This window comes from Anaeropeptidivorans aminofermentans (assembly GCF_940670685.1).
Lineage (GTDB): Bacteria > Bacillota > Clostridia > Lachnospirales > UBA5962 > Anaeropeptidivorans > Anaeropeptidivorans aminofermentans.
This window is the reverse complement of sequence record NZ_OW711693.1, coordinates 565,122-579,129: the sequence shown is the minus strand read 5'-3', so window position 1 is coordinate 579,129 and position 14,008 is coordinate 565,122. Positions and strand designations below refer to the sequence as shown.

The window sequence follows — 14,008 nt, the reverse complement described above, 5'->3', positions numbered from 1 at the left end:
ATCATATCGGTTATAATTATTCTATATCCCTATCTATACTATGGTTATGCTATACTTTTTAATTATACATATCCAGGGGTAAATAATAATGATTATTATGTCGATAATATTATTAGATAAGGCAAACTTAACACAGCCTTAATTAATGGAGTGTTGCTATGAAAAAACTTCTTAACATCATAAAGCGCATTGTACTTTCTCTTTGTATCGCAATAATTCTATTCTTCGGGATACAATGGGGATATAGCGCCTATATAACATACCGCCAGGAAAACATACTCAAAGAAGCACGAGAAATTTATGAACCGCCTGCACCTTCTCCTTCCCCTGTTCCGTCGGAAGAACTGCCTCCGCCCGAGCCTATGCCTACAGAAAAAATAATTTCCAAGGAATTTGAGCTTTTAAGGCAGCAATATAATAATGATGATATTATGGGCTATCTTAGGATAGATAATACCTCTATCGATTATCCGGTGCTTCAATCAGACGACAATGAATTTTACCTTGACAGAGGAATAGATAAAAGCCCCAACGTAGCCGGTTCTTTATTCCTTGACTATGAAAATGACGTTAAAAATGAAGATAAAAACTCCATCATATATGGTCATAACATGAAGCAGGATATTATGTTCCATTCCTTAAGGTATTACGCCGACAAAAATTATTATGAAGACCATAAATACGTTTATTTTGACACTATTTACGATATCGGCAAATGGGAAGTATTCGCCTTTTATATGACGGAAGATAGCTTCTATTATCTCGACGTAAATTTTCCTACAGATGAAGCCTTTCTTGAGCTTGTAGGCCAAATGAAAGAAAAATCCTATTATGATACAGGCGTTACTGTCGATGCCGATGACAGAATCCTTACCCTCTCAACCTGTACTAACATTACAGACACTACCCGCTATGTTCTTAACGCAAAGCTCATAGAGGTAAACGGCGTGCCTTATGAGGAGATAAAAAGAGAATTAAAGAATAAGGTTATGCCATAGCAGGCCTTATATCGGCTCAGGCTACGGAACAAACCTTAGAAATTCCGGCTTCGCTATATGAATTTCCATATTAAATTCATACGATAATAATTTAAGCTCTCAGCCTAAAAGCTCTATAAACCATACCTTATACCCGGATATTGAAGTAAGTACAGTCGTTAAGGATTATATTCATAAATTTAGCCCTGTGCTTAAATTGATTCAATCCTTATAAGGGTGTTTACTTTGCCGGATTAAAATAATAAATACAGTAATTTTCACAGAAGGAAGCAATAAAAATCTATTTTTCATAAACGGCTTAAACATATAGAATCCCTATGTTTAAGCCATTCAAAATATACGATTTTTATTACTGTCTAATTTAAAATTGACTATAGTCTATTCTTTATCTCAATAAAATAAATGGATTAAATTGTCGAAATCGCTAAGATTTACTTCAGTATTTACCGATATGTATTATATAGGGTATTACAAAATAATATCTAAAACGCTAACCGAAACGGCAAACTTCTTGAAAAGGAAGGACGCAAAGGCACGGGCCTACGGTTTTACTATGGCAGCCGGCTTTCCGAAGGGCATATTTCGTCTCTTTTTCATGCTGTTGATTGCGGGCTTCTGCCTGCTGTCTACAGCCTAAGGCTGCCGCTATGGTTAAGCTACATTGTAAAAGAGGCGTTTTTTTGCTGTTTTATAAATACAGATTTCTTAATTAATCATGGAAAGCCTCTTACTAAAAAACTGGCAAGCTATAGGCTCTTTACTTGTCAATTCAGAAAGGAGGACCATTTATGTTAAAGAAAATAAGCACATTGATTTTTACAGCTTTTATAATATTTTCCATAAATACGGTCTCTGCTCTCGCGGCAGATTTTACTATAAATAAAAGTAACGCGGAAAACGGAATGATTGCCATAGAAGGAATTCCCGGCGAAAAGACAATAGCAGTTAAAATAACCAAGGACAAGCAGTTCTACACTTATTTCCTCTCTACTACCAATAAAAACGTCTTTCCCCTTCAAATGGGCAATGGAAAATATACGATTCAGGTTCTCGAAAACACCGTGGGAACAAAATATAGAATTCTTTTAAATGAGGAAATCACAGTAAATAATATTACAGATGAAAATTTATACACCAATGCCATACAGCTTATAGATTTTAACAAAGATATGGCATCAATAAAAGCTATGAATACGCTTACTTCGGCAGATGCAAAAAAAGAAGATAAGCTTAAGGTCTTTTATAATCACATTTTAGATAATATTTCATACGATTACGAGAAAGCCAAAAATATCTCAAATACTGCGAATTACCTTCCGGTAATAGATACTATATATAAAAATAAAAAAGGAATCTGCTACGACTATTCTTCCTTATTTGCCGCAATACTCCGGCATCACAATATTCCTACAAGGCTTCAAATGGGCTATACAAAGGCCATACCTGAATATCACGCATGGAACGAGGTTCTTTTAGACGGCAAATGGTACAAAATAGATACTACATACGATGCGCAGGCTAAGGCTGCAAAAGCAAGTTTTACAATGCAAAAACCAGACGATATTTTTAGTGTTGTGAAGCAGTATTAATTACCGCTCTCATAGCAAAAGCCCCCACAGAGGGGGCTTTTTATTATGCTTATGTTGAGTTCATATGAAATAGCGGCATTGCCACTTGCTTTTGTCTTAATTTAATGTGAATTCAACGGAATCGAACCCCTTGCATAGCAAGGAAAATCCAAAGAATTTTTCACATTGTGTATATAAATTTATAGTGCTTTCCTGTAAATTTGTACGCATAGTATTAAAGTTCACGAAATTTTAATTCCGTCAAACTTACGTTATTTTACAGCATCTTTTCCGCCTGTTTCTGTCTGTCTTTTTTCTTGATTTCATATGTTGCTAAATAGGCTGAAAACTGCAACAATAATATGCCTATGATAACGCCGAAGAAATTAAATGTATTTCTCATAATCATCGCAAGAACAAGCACACCTACAGTTAAAAGGTATCTAAGCACATAATGAGCGGCGGCATAACCCGAAGACCTTACGGACTGCATATCGGCGCTTTTCGATAAGGACCTTTCCATAAGCACAAGCTTTAGGGCTGAAAACACCCCTCCCAATAAAACACCTAATATATACTGTAAAATGATATCTGCCTTTTGTATAATGATTAAAACGCCTGAACCTAAAAGCCATGCTGCAAAAATAAATATTAAAAGCCATTTAAGCATTATTTTGGAGGTTTCAGATAAGTCTTTCAATAAAGCCATATAAATCATTCCTTTATTACTGTATCATAGAGAAGCTTTATGGCTGAGAAAGCTCCCAGCAATGAAAATATCAAAAGCAATGCAGGGGAAGTGTTAAATATTTGATCCAGATACCGTCCTAAAAATACACCTATTAAAACGCATACAGTCATAGACAGGCCAAGGCTTGTGAGCAGGCTAAATGCTCTTATAACGCTGTTCATTTTCCCACGTTTGTTTTTATTTTCCTCTGGGCTTTTCTTTTTATCCATATTGGCTCCATAATATATAGATTTTTTAATTATAAATAAAAGACGACTTTCCTATTTAATATTAATATATTACCTTTATTTTAATATATTACTTTTATTCATTCTCCCCGCTTTTTATAAGCGGATATGCACTGCCGTCCCTGCTGACGAGAGAACGGCGCAGGGCGATTTCCGCCTTTCGTACGTCTATATCCAGCTTGCTTTCACTTATTCTTGCCAAGGCCTTTTCAACATCTTCTTCGGCTCTGATTTTATAAATATCATCAGGTAAAGCGGCCATTTCGGAAATAACTGTAACCGTATTATCCTTGATGGAAGCGATTCCGCCGAATACCACAAGCACATCAAGCTCTTTATCCGTTACATATACTTGGAGAGCGCCGTAATCTAAAATAGCAATACATGGCTCATGGCCATATAAAATGCCCTTGTCGCCGCCTACACATCTTAAAATAACGGATTTAACATTTTTTTCGTACAATATTTTATTTGGCGTAATGACTTTAAGCTTTATAAATTTTTTCTCCAATTCATCACCTACTTAGCACTCTCGGCACGGGCTATAACATCTTCTATAGAGCCTGCATTGTAGAAATGGGATTCGGGAACATCATCATGTTTTCCTTCCATAATCTCTCTAAAGCCTCTTAAAGTTTCCGCAAGGGGCACATATTTACCCGTCTGGCCGGTAAATTCTTCAGCTACAAAGAAGGGCTGGGATAAAAAGCGCTGTATTTTTCTTGCTCGTCCTACAATCAGCTTGTCGTTTTCAGAAAGCTCGTCTATACCTAAAATAGCGATAATGTCCTGAAGCTCTTTATATCTTTGAAGCATGCTTTGCACGCCCCCTGCTATTTCATGGTGAACCTTTCCTACGATGGATGGGTTTAATACCCTTGAAGAGGATTCAAGAGGGTCTATGGCAGGATAGATGCCCTGTTCAACGATGCTTCTTGATAAAACCGTTGTAGCATCAAGATGAGCAAATGTCGTCGCTGGGGCCGGGTCCGTAAGGTCGTCTGCCGGAACGTATACTGCCTGAACCGATGTGATGGAACCGTTTTTCGTGGAGGTTATCCGCTCCTGCAAGGCTCCCATTTCGTTTGCAAGGGTGGGCTGATAACCAACGGCAGATGGCATACGGCCTAAAAGTGCCGAAACTTCGGAGCCTGCCTGAACGAATCTGAATATATTGTCAATGAAAAGCAAAACGTCCTGATTTTTAATGTCTCTAAAGTATTCCGCCATGGTAAGGCCAGAAAGGGCTACCCTCATCCTGGCTCCCGGCGGCTCGTTCATCTGTCCGAAAACAAGGGCTGTTTTTTCAATAACTCCAGAATCTATCATTTCGTAATAAAGGTCGTTTCCTTCCCTTGTACGTTCTCCTACCCCCGTAAATACGGAGTATCCGCCGTGTTCAATTGCTATATTTCTGATAAGCTCCATAATCAGTACGGTTTTGCCTACGCCGGCGCCGCCGAAAAGACCTATTTTACCGCCCTTTATATAAGGGCAGAGAAGGTCTATGGCCTTTATTCCCGTAACAAGGATTTCTGCCGATTGAGCTTGGTCTGAAAAGCTTGGAGCCGCACGGTGAATGGACCATACTTCGCCTTCTTCCACAGGCTTTCCGTCTATAGGCTCACCCAAAACATTAAACATGCGGCCTAAAGTTCTCTGGCCTACAGGTACTTTTATAGGCATGCCTGTATCGATTACCTTCATGCCTCTTGTAAGACCGTCGGTGCTGTCCATGGCGATGCATCTTACAACATTATCCCCAAGCTGCTGAGCTACTTCTACGATAAGGCCTCTTTCATTTTCTACCCTTAAGGCATTTTTCAAATCAGGCATTTCCACACTGGGAGGGAATATAACGTCTATTACCGCACCCATTACCTGAGATATTTTTCCCGTTTTCATTTTTTCCAAATCAGGTTCTTCCTTTCAAACCATATTTGCCTTCCCTTACTGGCTTACCGTAAAATAATTTAATTACCGTAATAAAAACCGTATATTGCGTATATTGTGAATGGCTTAATATAAATGCGTTTTTTATATTTAAGCCGCTTATGAAAAACAGGCTTTTATTACTGCTTTAAGGTTATTTTACTTTGCAGTGATATTAAAGAAATTAATCCGTTCCTATGGAACCGCCTACGATTTCTGTAATCTCCTGAGTTATTCCGCTTTGGCGCAGTTTGTTATACTGTAAAGAAAGATATTCTATAAGCTTATCGGAATTGTTTACTGCTGCGTCCATATTGGTAAGGGTTGCACTATGCTGGCAGGCTTCCGCCTCCACCATGCCTTCATATATACGGGCCATGACATAATGCGGCACTGCCCTTTTCAAAAATGTTCCCGTATCAGGCTCAAAGGCTATATAGCGAAAACCTTTATCTTCGTTTTCTTCCTTCTTTTCTATTTCCAGCGGCAGAAGCTTATGGATAACCGGCTCAAGATTCAGCATATTATGGAACTTCGTATATGCAAGATATATCTCATCTACTTCTCCATCGTTAAAAAGCGTAAGGGCAAATTTTCCGATTTCCGCCGCATCTTCAAAAGAAGGCATATCGGATATATTGCTGTAGGCCTTTATAATGTTTCTTCTGCGTCTTCTGAAATAGTCTCTTATCTTTATACCTATGGTGATTACCTTAGGGTCGGGGCGTTTCAGCATATGGCTTTCCGCCTCCCTGGATACATTGGAATTATATCCGCCGCAAAGGCCTCTGTCCCCTCCTACGACGATAATCAAACTGCTTTTAACCTCTTTATTATATACATAGGGATGCTTTGAATTTACACAGCTTCCGGCAGCAAGAAGCACAGCATTTTTCGTCTCTTCAAAAAACGGTGTGCTGTTTTCAAGCCTTTTTCTTGCTCTTTGGATTTTGGCAGTCGAAACAAGCTGCATGGATTTGGTTATCTGCTTTGTATTCTCAATGCTTTTAACCCTTTTTTTAATAGACTTCATGTTTTCCATGGGCTAAGTCCCCTTTTATTGTAAAATAAGCTTAGAAGCCGATGCAAAAATATATTCATTCATACCTTAAGCGGCGGTTTACAGCAAACCGGTAATTTCATATTTGCCTATACTTAGTGAATCTGAAAATGCTTACAGTAAAGCTGTAAAAGCGTTTTCAGATAAACGTTCCCTTATAGCAATAACTTCTTTTCAAGTTTATTGGCTATAAGCAATTCGCCGCAAAATTACGCCAGATAGGATTTCTTGCAGGCTTCAATTATCTCAAGCATTTCCTTTGAAAGGCCTTCGGAAATTATTTCACCTTTCATTAAGGTGTCCATAATATTCTGATGCCAGTCTTTAAAATACCCTATTAAATAAGCTACAAATCCTGTTATATCCTCAACATTGATATCGAGCAGGCAGTACTTTGTAACTGCAAAAAACACAAGGAGTTCTTCTGCAAGAGTATAGGGGCTGTACTGAGGCTGTTTCAAAACCTCAACAATTCTTTCTCCGTGCCTTAGCCTTCTTCTTGTATCTTTGTCAAGGTCGGAACTGAACTGAGCAAAAGCCTCAAGCTCTCTATACTGGGCAAGCTCCATTCTTAAGGGGCCGGCTATTTTCTTCATGGCAGGCCTTTGGGCAGAACCGCCGACACGGGATACGGAAAGGCCCGGATTAATAGCAGGCCGGATACCTGAATTAAATGCTTCCGTCTCAAGATATATCTGGCCGTCTGTTATGGAGATTACGTTCGTTGGTATATAAGCCGACATATCGCCGGCATAAGTTTCTATGATAGGAAGCGCAGTGATAGAGCCGCCGCCGTATTCCTTTGAAAGCCTTCCGGCTCTTTCAAGAAGCCTTGAATGCAGGTAGAAAACGTCTCCCGGATACGCCTCTCTTCCCGGCGGCCTTCTCAAAAGCAGGCTCATGGTTCTATAGGCCACGGCATGCTTTGATAAATCATCATAAACGATGAGCACATCTTTGCCGTTTTCCATCCATTCCTCAGCTATGGCACAGCCGCTGTATGGAGAAAGATACTGGAGTGAAGCCGAATCAGATGCCCCTGCCATAACGATGGTAGTATATTTCATGGCATCATGCTCTGTAAGTATAGACACAATATTAACCACATTCGATCTTTTCTGCCCTATGGCAACATATACGCAGTATACATCTTTATCCTTCTGATTTATTATGGTATCAATTGCAATAGAGGTTTTTCCCGTCTGTCTGTCGCCTATAATAAGCTGGCGCTGCCCTTTTCCTATGGGAACCATGGAATCTATTGCTTTTATACCTGTCTGCAAAGGAACATCTACTTTATGGCGGGACAATACGCCAGGAGCGACTCTTTCTACTGTTCTGTACTTATCTGCTTTAATATTCCCTTTTTGGTCAAGGGGATTTCCAAGAGGATCAACAATACGGCCCAAAAGACTATCCCCTACGGGAACCTGAGCAATTTTACCTGTTCTTGTAACAAGGTTTCCTTCTCTGATATTTGTATCATCACCTAAAATAACCACACCGATGCTGTCTTCTTCAAGGTTCAAGGCAATTCCTTTAGTTCCGTCCTCAAACTCAAGAAGCTCACCGCTCATGGCGCTGTTAAGGCCGTATATCTTTGCTATACCGTCGCCTACCTGTAAAACTCTTCCGGCCTCGTTTATATGGGCTGAGGAAACAAAATTCAATATGCTTTCTTTCAAGGCGGAGCTTATGTTTATTGGATTTGTCTGCATTAAACTAAACTCACTCCTTTGTAAAGATTATTTTTCATTTCTGAAATCAGGCGCTTTATGGAGCAATCGATTACAATATCTCCTACGGTAACCCGAAAACCCCCTAAAAGGTCCTCATCTATTTCCGTAGACATTTCTACTTTTTTCCCGAATTGAATATAAAGCTTTTCTTCTATTTTACTGAGCTGAGCTTCCGTCAAAGGAATCGGAGATGCGACCCTTGCATGAATAATCCCCAATTTCTCTCGCGCAACCTCAACGAAGCGCCGCATCACCGGCTGAATTTCGCCTTTTAAAACAAATTCAATGAAGGCTGTTATTTCATCTGAAATAGGCTCTAGCTCTTCACCGGTATTCTCTCCGGTAAATTGAAGGGCCTGCTTGTATATTTTTTCGAGCTGATTGGTTTCACTTGCATAGTTCACTAGAGCAAGCGCATAGCGGTTCGTTAATTTCGCCATAAATCTTCCTCCCAACCTGCAAGCGCTTCATCTACGAATTTTTCCTGAGTTTGAGTATCAATAGAAACCTCGATAAAACGCTCTGCAATCAAAGTAGAAAGCTCTATAAGCTGCCGCTTTGTATCGGCCTCGGAATTAATCCGCTCTGCGGCAATCTCTGCCATAGCGTTATGATAGATGGTATCTGCTTCTTTTTTAGCCGCAGTAAGAATCTGGTCACTTCTTTCTATGGCCTTTTTTCTTGCCTGATTTAATATTTCTTCTCTTTCCTGATCAATTTCTGCAAGCTTATTATGATATTCCTCTTTTAAGTCCTGAGCAGTCTGATATTCAGATTTTGCGGCAACGATATCATTTTGTATTCTCTCGGTGCGGTTTCTCAAAAACTGCCTTACAGGCGCATAAAGAATACATATAAGCGCTATTGTAAGAACGATTATGTTAAATACCTGAATACCCGTTTCTATAAGAAACCTTTTATCAAAATGAAGAAGCGAACCTCCTGTAGCGCTTAAGAGGATTTGGCCGTTTATAATAGCTGTGCTTGTTATATTATGAAGCAAAGCAAAACACCTCCGTAATTTTCTTTATTTTTTACAGATAGCCCATGAGAGGGTTTGCCATAAGCAATATAAGCGCTATAACAAGACCGTAAACCGAGCAGGTTTCAGCAACCGCCGCACCGATAAGCATGGTGCTTAAGATTTCACTTCTAGCCTCGGGCTGGCGTCCAACGGCCTCCGCCGCCTTGCCTGCTGCGAAGCCTTGTCCCAAACCTGAACCTAAACCTGCAAGCATACATATTCCTGCGCCAAGCGCCGAACAACCTAATACAAAAGCTGATGGATCCATAAATTTCCTCCTTATTTTTAAGTTTTAGATTTTAATGTATAGTGAAGTAAGATTTACACAATTAGGAAAATATCAATAAACTGACTTAAAATCAAATAAACCTTAATTCACAATTGATTATGCCAAAGCCCATTGATGATAATAAAAATATTAGTCTCCCATTGCCTGCGCAACATAAGTCATACTTAAAACGGTAAATATAAATGCCTGAAGACCGCCGACAAAGATATCAAAGTAAAAATGCAGAAAATCCGGCAGAATAACCCTGAGCAAAACAGGAAGCATAGTGTAAATCAGCCCCATAATAATTACTCCGCTGAGAATATTTCCGAATAAACGAAACGCAAGAGATACAGGCTTTGCAATTTCGCCGATAATATTAATGGGCAAAAAAACCGGAATAGGCTCGATGAAGCTTTTAAAATATTTGAGTTTTTTTGTTTTGAGCCCGGATGCGTGGGTAAGCACAAATGTCATAAGAGCAAGAGCAAGGGTCGTAGCCAAATCTGACGTAGGAGGCCGTAACCCTATAAGACTTGAATAATTTGAAAAAATAATGAAAGCAAATATACTCAAAAAATAGCCGGAAAAAAATGTAGTTTCCTTACCCATGGTTTTCTGCGTAAAGTTTTCTATTGCTTCCACAGCGGCTTCTACAACATTTTGGAAGCCCCTCGGAATGCTTTTAAACTTATTGAGTCTTATGCGTATTATAATCGCAATAAGAATAAGAACTCCCATAACTATCCATGTGCTTAAAATAGACTGAGTTATATAGATATCTTCTCCGCCTATCTCAAACAAAAGCCGTAGATTCTTGTTTGAAAAATCCAGATAAAACACTCCTTTCAATATTCATTTGTTCACTGACCAAAAGGCCTCAAACTGCCAGTACCTTATGTCAAGTCTTTTCCCAAAGCTTTTGCTTTATGGAAAAAAGCAGGGCACTATGTGTTCTATTGAAGATTATTAAAAAGACTGTAAGCCTTATATGTAAATTCTTAAAGAATCCATATCTGCAACTACGTTGATTATTAAAAGACGTTAATGAGCCTCCATAATATAGGAAGCGAAGAATATTGTGAAACTATTGAGAAAGCCCGATTTTTAATATTATTATCTTTATTGAAAATCTTAGTCGAATATTGTGAAATTGCAATGGCTTTTAATGTTTCCATATAAGCAAAGGCTTAAAAGTTTCAAGAAAGCCTATTTTTTACTTTCAATCGCAGATATAATGTAAACACATTATATATTATATACTAAATCCCTTAGCTGGTTAAGTTCTTTTTTTGCTCAAGTTTTTTTCCGTTAATAAAAAGTTAATAACTTCTGACATTTTATATTAATGTTTCATTGCAATTTCGGTAATTTTCTATGGATTATTCATCGTTTTTTAACTATATATATTTTCAAGTGCCGTATTATATAATTTTTTCGCTTTTATTACTATATTTTATTAAGTATTACTTTATATAAAGTTGTAAGCTATAGTGATTTTGCTTTCATCAGGCTTATAATAGTCATAAAAATTCGTTTAATTAAATACAAAAACCCCTTTTTCGTAAGCCTCCGCACACTCGTATACAATTTAATCCCTTCCTTTAATAGTGCCAGAATTCTTTTAAAAAATCAATTTAAACATCCGGTTTTTAAGAAATTATCGAACTTTATCATAATTTGGCTTGTAATTTAACAAGATATTTATTATAAATAACGAAAAAATCGCTGCATAGAATCCAAAAATCTGCTTCCGTTATATTATCTTAAAGAAAGCAGATTTTTGGATGGCAAATATATTTTAAATTTTTATGCAACTAAGTTTACTTTTTAAAGCTTTCTCTAAGGTCCTTAAAAAAACTGCTCATCAGGGCTTTACACTCCTCCTGCATGATTCCTTCTATAATTTCCGTTTTATGGTTATACCCATCATGGTCAAGGATATTAATAAGAGAACCGCAGGAGCCGGCCTTTTTATTCCTCGTGCCGAAAACAAGGGTTTTTATTCTTGCCTGTAATATGGCGCCGGCACACATGGGGCAGGGTTCCACCGTAACAAACATTGAAGTATCCTCAAGCCGCCAGTCCCCCATATATTTGCAGGCTTCATTTATAGCCATAATTTCTGCGTGCATAAGGGAATTTTTAAGGGTATTTCTCCTATTGCTTCCCCGCCCTATAATTTTATCTTCATATACAATAACGGCGCCTATGGGAACCTCTGAAAGCTCATAGGCAGAAAGGGCCTCTTTATAAGCTTCCTTCATAAAATATTCGTAATCCATTTATTCACCTGCTACATCTATTGTTGTTATTTATAGTAAAATAATTTAATTGCAGTAACAAAAACCTTGTTATCTTTGTTGACTATAAATGGCTTAATAATCGTTTCTATTATATTAAGCCGTTTATAAAAAATGGGTTTTTCTTGCCGCCTTAAAACTGTTTTACTGTACATATACCTATTGGTAATGTACAATGTTATTATATATAAAACTTCTAAAATAGAAAAGGAGAATCTATATGCCGGCTTTTTTTAATACTGTTAGAAACGGTTACAACCCCGAAGAAGTTGACAAGCATATCCAGAACCTTGAAAGCATCATAGAAAGCTACCGGGAAAAAGACGGAGCCATTTCCAATGCCATCGTAAATGCCCAGATTGCCGCAGATAATATTATAAAAAATTCAGAGCTTGCGGCAAGAGAAATGCGTAAAAACGCCGTAGATCAGCTGGATGTCATCGCAGATTCTATAGAAAAGCAAAGACAGATTATACTGGAATTTAAAAGCGAATACAACCTCTTTGTGGAAAAATACGTTAAGAAGATAAACGACGAAGAATTTGACCAGATGCTTAAGAGGGTAGAAGACCTTGACAAATATTTTCAGAAGCTTAAAAACGATAAGCCCGTCCCAAGTGCAAAAACGGAAGGCCCTAAAAATCCCGCCTAAACTTAATTTTAGAATTACTTACACTCCATTCTTTTATACATATCTAGTAAAATGACTTTAAGGTAGTGGCAAAGACCTATTTTTTATAAACGGCTTAATATAATAGAAACGCTTATTAAGTCATTTATAGTCAACAAAGATAACAAGATTTTTTCTGACTATAAGAGAACGTTCACCTGAAAACACTTTTACAGTTTCTAGGCTCACTAAGTATAAAATATACGATTTTTGTTACTGTAATTAAACTATTTTAATATAATAAGCGAAAGCAAATTGCTTTCGCCTTTTAATTTCCCCTTTTAATATAAAAGCCGGGTAATGATAAGCGCCATGAAAACTGCCGAAAAGTTGGCTATCAGCGCCCCTGCCAAAGTATATCTTGTTTTGGTTATTTTTATGCTCATAAAGTATATGCTCATGGTATATAAGATGGTTTCGGTGCTGCTCATCATAATAGATACAAAGCGGCCTGTAAAAGAATCGGGGCCATAGGTTTTAAAAATATCCAGAAGAAGCCCCCTTGATGCCGCCGACGATACAAGCCGCATAAGGGTAAGAGGCATGGCCTCCGTAGGAAAACCTATTTTTTCCGTAAGGGGCGCCATTATGCCGCAAAGGAGGTCCAGGGCACCGGAATCCCTTAAAATTCCCACGGCAACCATAAGCCCGATAAGGGTGGGAAATATTTTAATAACGGTTTTTGCCCCGTCTAATGCCCCTTCAATAAACACATCGTATAAAGCTACCTTATTGGATATGCCGTAAAGTATGATTGCAACAAACATAATCGGCATAATTAAATCTGACATATATATTAATATTTTCATTCATCCTTCACCCTTTCAAATATTTTAGCCACAATTATCGCTACAACGCTTGAAGCAAATGTTACAATAATTCCCGGGGCTATGATTTCTGATGGGTTTACGGAACTGTACATTGCCCTGTCGCTTATTACGCTTACAGTAACAAGCTGGAGAGAGCTCATATTGATTATCATAAACATACACATAGCTTTTGTCGCCCTGTCTTTTTGCTTATTCAGCTTCTGAAGCTCCTGCATGGCCATCAGGCCTGCCGGTGTAGCCGCCCAGCCAAGGCCTAGAATATTGGCTATTATATTTGTAGATATGTATTTAATGGCTTTGGAGTTTTTAGGTACTTCAGGAAAAAGATAGCTTAAAAAGGGCGATAGTTTTTTTGTAAAGGCATCGACGATGCCTGCTTTTTCAGCTATTTTTATAAGCCCCGACCACATGGATATGATGCCAAGCATATTAATGCATACGGCAACTGCGTCCTGGCTGCCTGAAATGGCGGCCCCCGTTATTTCGGGCAGCCTTCCGTTAAAAGCAGCAACAAGTATTCCCAGCAGTATCATTCCCGCCCATATATAATTAAGCATATTTATCTCCTCTTTCCAAAGTCTTAAATTTTTGGCTAATATATTATTCATTTTATGAAGTATAGAGCTTCTTTATGAAAA

Annotated in this window: 16 protein-coding genes and 1 riboswitch; of the genes, 3 read left to right on the top strand and 13 right to left on the bottom strand. The window is 38.1% G+C overall.

Annotated features, from left to right (window positions below):
• Positions 1-158: 158 nt before the first annotated feature.
• Both srtB and NBX03_RS02275 read left to right on the top strand, forming a co-directional pair.
• Positions 159-998: a class B sortase gene (gene srtB, locus NBX03_RS02280; RefSeq protein WP_250229166.1), complete on the top strand. Its 840-nt coding sequence runs from the start codon at positions 159-161 to the stop codon at positions 996-998.
• A 491-nt stretch (positions 999-1,489) separates the two neighbouring features.
• A riboswitch (cyclic di-GMP riboswitch) is annotated at positions 1,490-1,571 on the top strand.
• A 215-nt stretch (positions 1,572-1,786) separates the two neighbouring features.
• A complete protein-coding gene (locus tag NBX03_RS02275) occupies positions 1,787-2,587 on the top strand; it encodes a transglutaminase-like domain-containing protein (RefSeq protein WP_250229165.1) in 801 nt (266 codons plus the stop codon).
• A gap of 256 nt (positions 2,588-2,843) precedes the next feature.
• On the opposite strand, the gene NBX03_RS02270 is transcribed toward NBX03_RS02275, so the two are convergent.
• The 11 genes from NBX03_RS02270 to tadA form a co-directional block, all read right to left on the bottom strand.
• Positions 2,844-3,275, bottom strand: coding sequence for an ATP synthase subunit I (locus NBX03_RS02270; RefSeq protein WP_250229164.1), 432 nt, complete (start codon positions 3,273-3,275; stop codon positions 2,844-2,846).
• Between the two features lie 5 nt (positions 3,276-3,280).
• Positions 3,281-3,526, bottom strand: coding sequence for an AtpZ/AtpI family protein (locus NBX03_RS02265; RefSeq protein WP_250229163.1), 246 nt, complete (start codon positions 3,524-3,526; stop codon positions 3,281-3,283).
• Positions 3,527-3,620: 94 nt separating this feature from the next.
• Positions 3,621-4,055 carry an ATP synthase F1 subunit epsilon gene (gene atpC / locus NBX03_RS02260; RefSeq protein ID WP_250229162.1) on the bottom strand — a complete coding sequence of 145 codons (435 nt, stop codon included), beginning with the start codon at positions 4,053-4,055 and terminating at the stop codon, positions 3,621-3,623.
• 8 nt (positions 4,056-4,063) lie between these two features.
• The gene (atpD, locus tag NBX03_RS02255; protein ID WP_250230205.1) at positions 4,064-5,449 is read right to left on the bottom strand and encodes a F0F1 ATP synthase subunit beta; all 1,386 of its coding nucleotides are present in this window, start codon (positions 5,447-5,449) and stop codon (positions 4,064-4,066) included.
• 211 nt (positions 5,450-5,660) lie between these two features.
• The gene (gene atpG, locus NBX03_RS02250; RefSeq protein ID WP_250229161.1) at positions 5,661-6,518 is read right to left on the bottom strand and encodes an ATP synthase F1 subunit gamma; all 858 of its coding nucleotides are present in this window, start codon (positions 6,516-6,518) and stop codon (positions 5,661-5,663) included.
• Between the two features lie 227 nt (positions 6,519-6,745).
• The gene (gene atpA, locus NBX03_RS02245) at positions 6,746-8,254 is read right to left on the bottom strand and encodes a F0F1 ATP synthase subunit alpha (RefSeq protein WP_250229160.1); all 1,509 of its coding nucleotides are present in this window, start codon (positions 8,252-8,254) and stop codon (positions 6,746-6,748) included.
• Positions 8,254-8,715, bottom strand: a complete 462-nt coding sequence (gene atpH / locus NBX03_RS02240; RefSeq protein WP_250229159.1) for an ATP synthase F1 subunit delta — start codon at positions 8,713-8,715, stop codon at positions 8,254-8,256. Before atpH ends, atpA begins: the two co-directional genes overlap by 1 nt.
• Positions 8,703-9,278, bottom strand: coding sequence for a F0F1 ATP synthase subunit B (atpF, locus tag NBX03_RS02235; RefSeq protein WP_250229158.1), 576 nt, complete (start codon positions 9,276-9,278; stop codon positions 8,703-8,705). Before atpF ends, atpH begins: the two co-directional genes overlap by 13 nt.
• Before the next feature lie 31 nt (positions 9,279-9,309).
• Positions 9,310-9,567, bottom strand: coding sequence for an ATP synthase F0 subunit C (gene atpE / locus NBX03_RS02230; protein WP_250229157.1), 258 nt, complete (start codon positions 9,565-9,567; stop codon positions 9,310-9,312).
• A gap of 150 nt (positions 9,568-9,717) precedes the next feature.
• Positions 9,718-10,371, bottom strand: a complete 654-nt coding sequence (atpB, locus tag NBX03_RS02225; RefSeq protein ID WP_250229156.1) for a F0F1 ATP synthase subunit A — start codon at positions 10,369-10,371, stop codon at positions 9,718-9,720.
• Positions 10,372-11,390: 1,019 nt separating this feature from the next.
• Positions 11,391-11,852, bottom strand: coding sequence for a tRNA adenosine(34) deaminase TadA (gene tadA / locus NBX03_RS02220; RefSeq protein WP_250229155.1), 462 nt, complete (start codon positions 11,850-11,852; stop codon positions 11,391-11,393).
• A gap of 238 nt (positions 11,853-12,090) precedes the next feature.
• On the opposite strand from tadA, the gene NBX03_RS02215 reads away from it, so the two are divergent.
• A complete protein-coding gene (locus NBX03_RS02215; RefSeq protein ID WP_250229154.1) occupies positions 12,091-12,522 on the top strand; it encodes a DivIVA domain-containing protein in 432 nt (143 codons plus the stop codon).
• A gap of 299 nt (positions 12,523-12,821) precedes the next feature.
• On the opposite strand, the gene NBX03_RS02210 is transcribed toward NBX03_RS02215, so the two are convergent.
• Together NBX03_RS02210 and NBX03_RS02205 are read right to left on the bottom strand one after the other, a co-directional pair.
• Entirely contained in the window at positions 12,822-13,349 is a 528-nt protein-coding gene (locus tag NBX03_RS02210) for a spore maturation protein (RefSeq protein WP_250229153.1), read from the bottom strand.
• Complete coding sequence (locus NBX03_RS02205; RefSeq protein ID WP_250229152.1) at positions 13,346-13,927, bottom strand: nucleoside recognition domain-containing protein; 582 nt, start codon at positions 13,925-13,927, stop codon at positions 13,346-13,348. The genes NBX03_RS02210 and NBX03_RS02205 overlap by 4 nt, the downstream gene beginning before the upstream one ends.
• Between the last annotated feature and the right edge of the window lie 81 nt (positions 13,928-14,008).

What these genes read in the sequence shown, in the direction of transcription:
- srtB (WP_250229166.1), top strand. Translation starts at nt 159, where the DNA reads ATGAAAAAACTTCTTAACATCATAAAGCGCATTGTACTTTCTCTTTGT.
- NBX03_RS02275 (WP_250229165.1), top strand. Translation starts at nt 1,787, where the DNA reads ATGTTAAAGAAAATAAGCACATTGATTTTTACAGCTTTTATAATATTT.
- NBX03_RS02270 (WP_250229164.1), bottom strand. Translation starts at nt 3,275, where the DNA reads ATGGCTTTATTGAAAGACTTATCTGAAACCTCCAAAATAATGCTTAAA.
- NBX03_RS02265 (WP_250229163.1), bottom strand. Translation starts at nt 3,526, where the DNA reads ATGGATAAAAAGAAAAGCCCAGAGGAAAATAAAAACAAACGTGGGAAA.
- atpD (WP_250230205.1), bottom strand. Translation starts at nt 5,449, where the DNA reads ATGAAAACGGGAAAAATATCTCAGGTAATGGGTGCGGTAATAGACGTT.
- atpG (WP_250229161.1), bottom strand. Translation starts at nt 6,518, where the DNA reads ATGGAAAACATGAAGTCTATTAAAAAAAGGGTTAAAAGCATTGAGAAT.
- atpA (WP_250229160.1), bottom strand. Translation starts at nt 8,254, where the DNA reads ATGCAGACAAATCCAATAAACATAAGCTCCGCCTTGAAAGAAAGCATA.
- atpH (WP_250229159.1), bottom strand. Translation starts at nt 8,715, where the DNA reads ATGGCGAAATTAACGAACCGCTATGCGCTTGCTCTAGTGAACTATGCA.
- atpE (WP_250229157.1), bottom strand. Translation starts at nt 9,567, where the DNA reads ATGGATCCATCAGCTTTTGTATTAGGTTGTTCGGCGCTTGGCGCAGGA.
- tadA (WP_250229155.1), bottom strand. Translation starts at nt 11,852, where the DNA reads ATGGATTACGAATATTTTATGAAGGAAGCTTATAAAGAGGCCCTTTCT.
- NBX03_RS02215 (WP_250229154.1), top strand. Translation starts at nt 12,091, where the DNA reads ATGCCGGCTTTTTTTAATACTGTTAGAAACGGTTACAACCCCGAAGAA.
- NBX03_RS02210 (WP_250229153.1), bottom strand. Translation starts at nt 13,349, where the DNA reads ATGAAAATATTAATATATATGTCAGATTTAATTATGCCGATTATGTTT.
- NBX03_RS02205 (WP_250229152.1), bottom strand. Translation starts at nt 13,927, where the DNA reads ATGCTTAATTATATATGGGCGGGAATGATACTGCTGGGAATACTTGTT.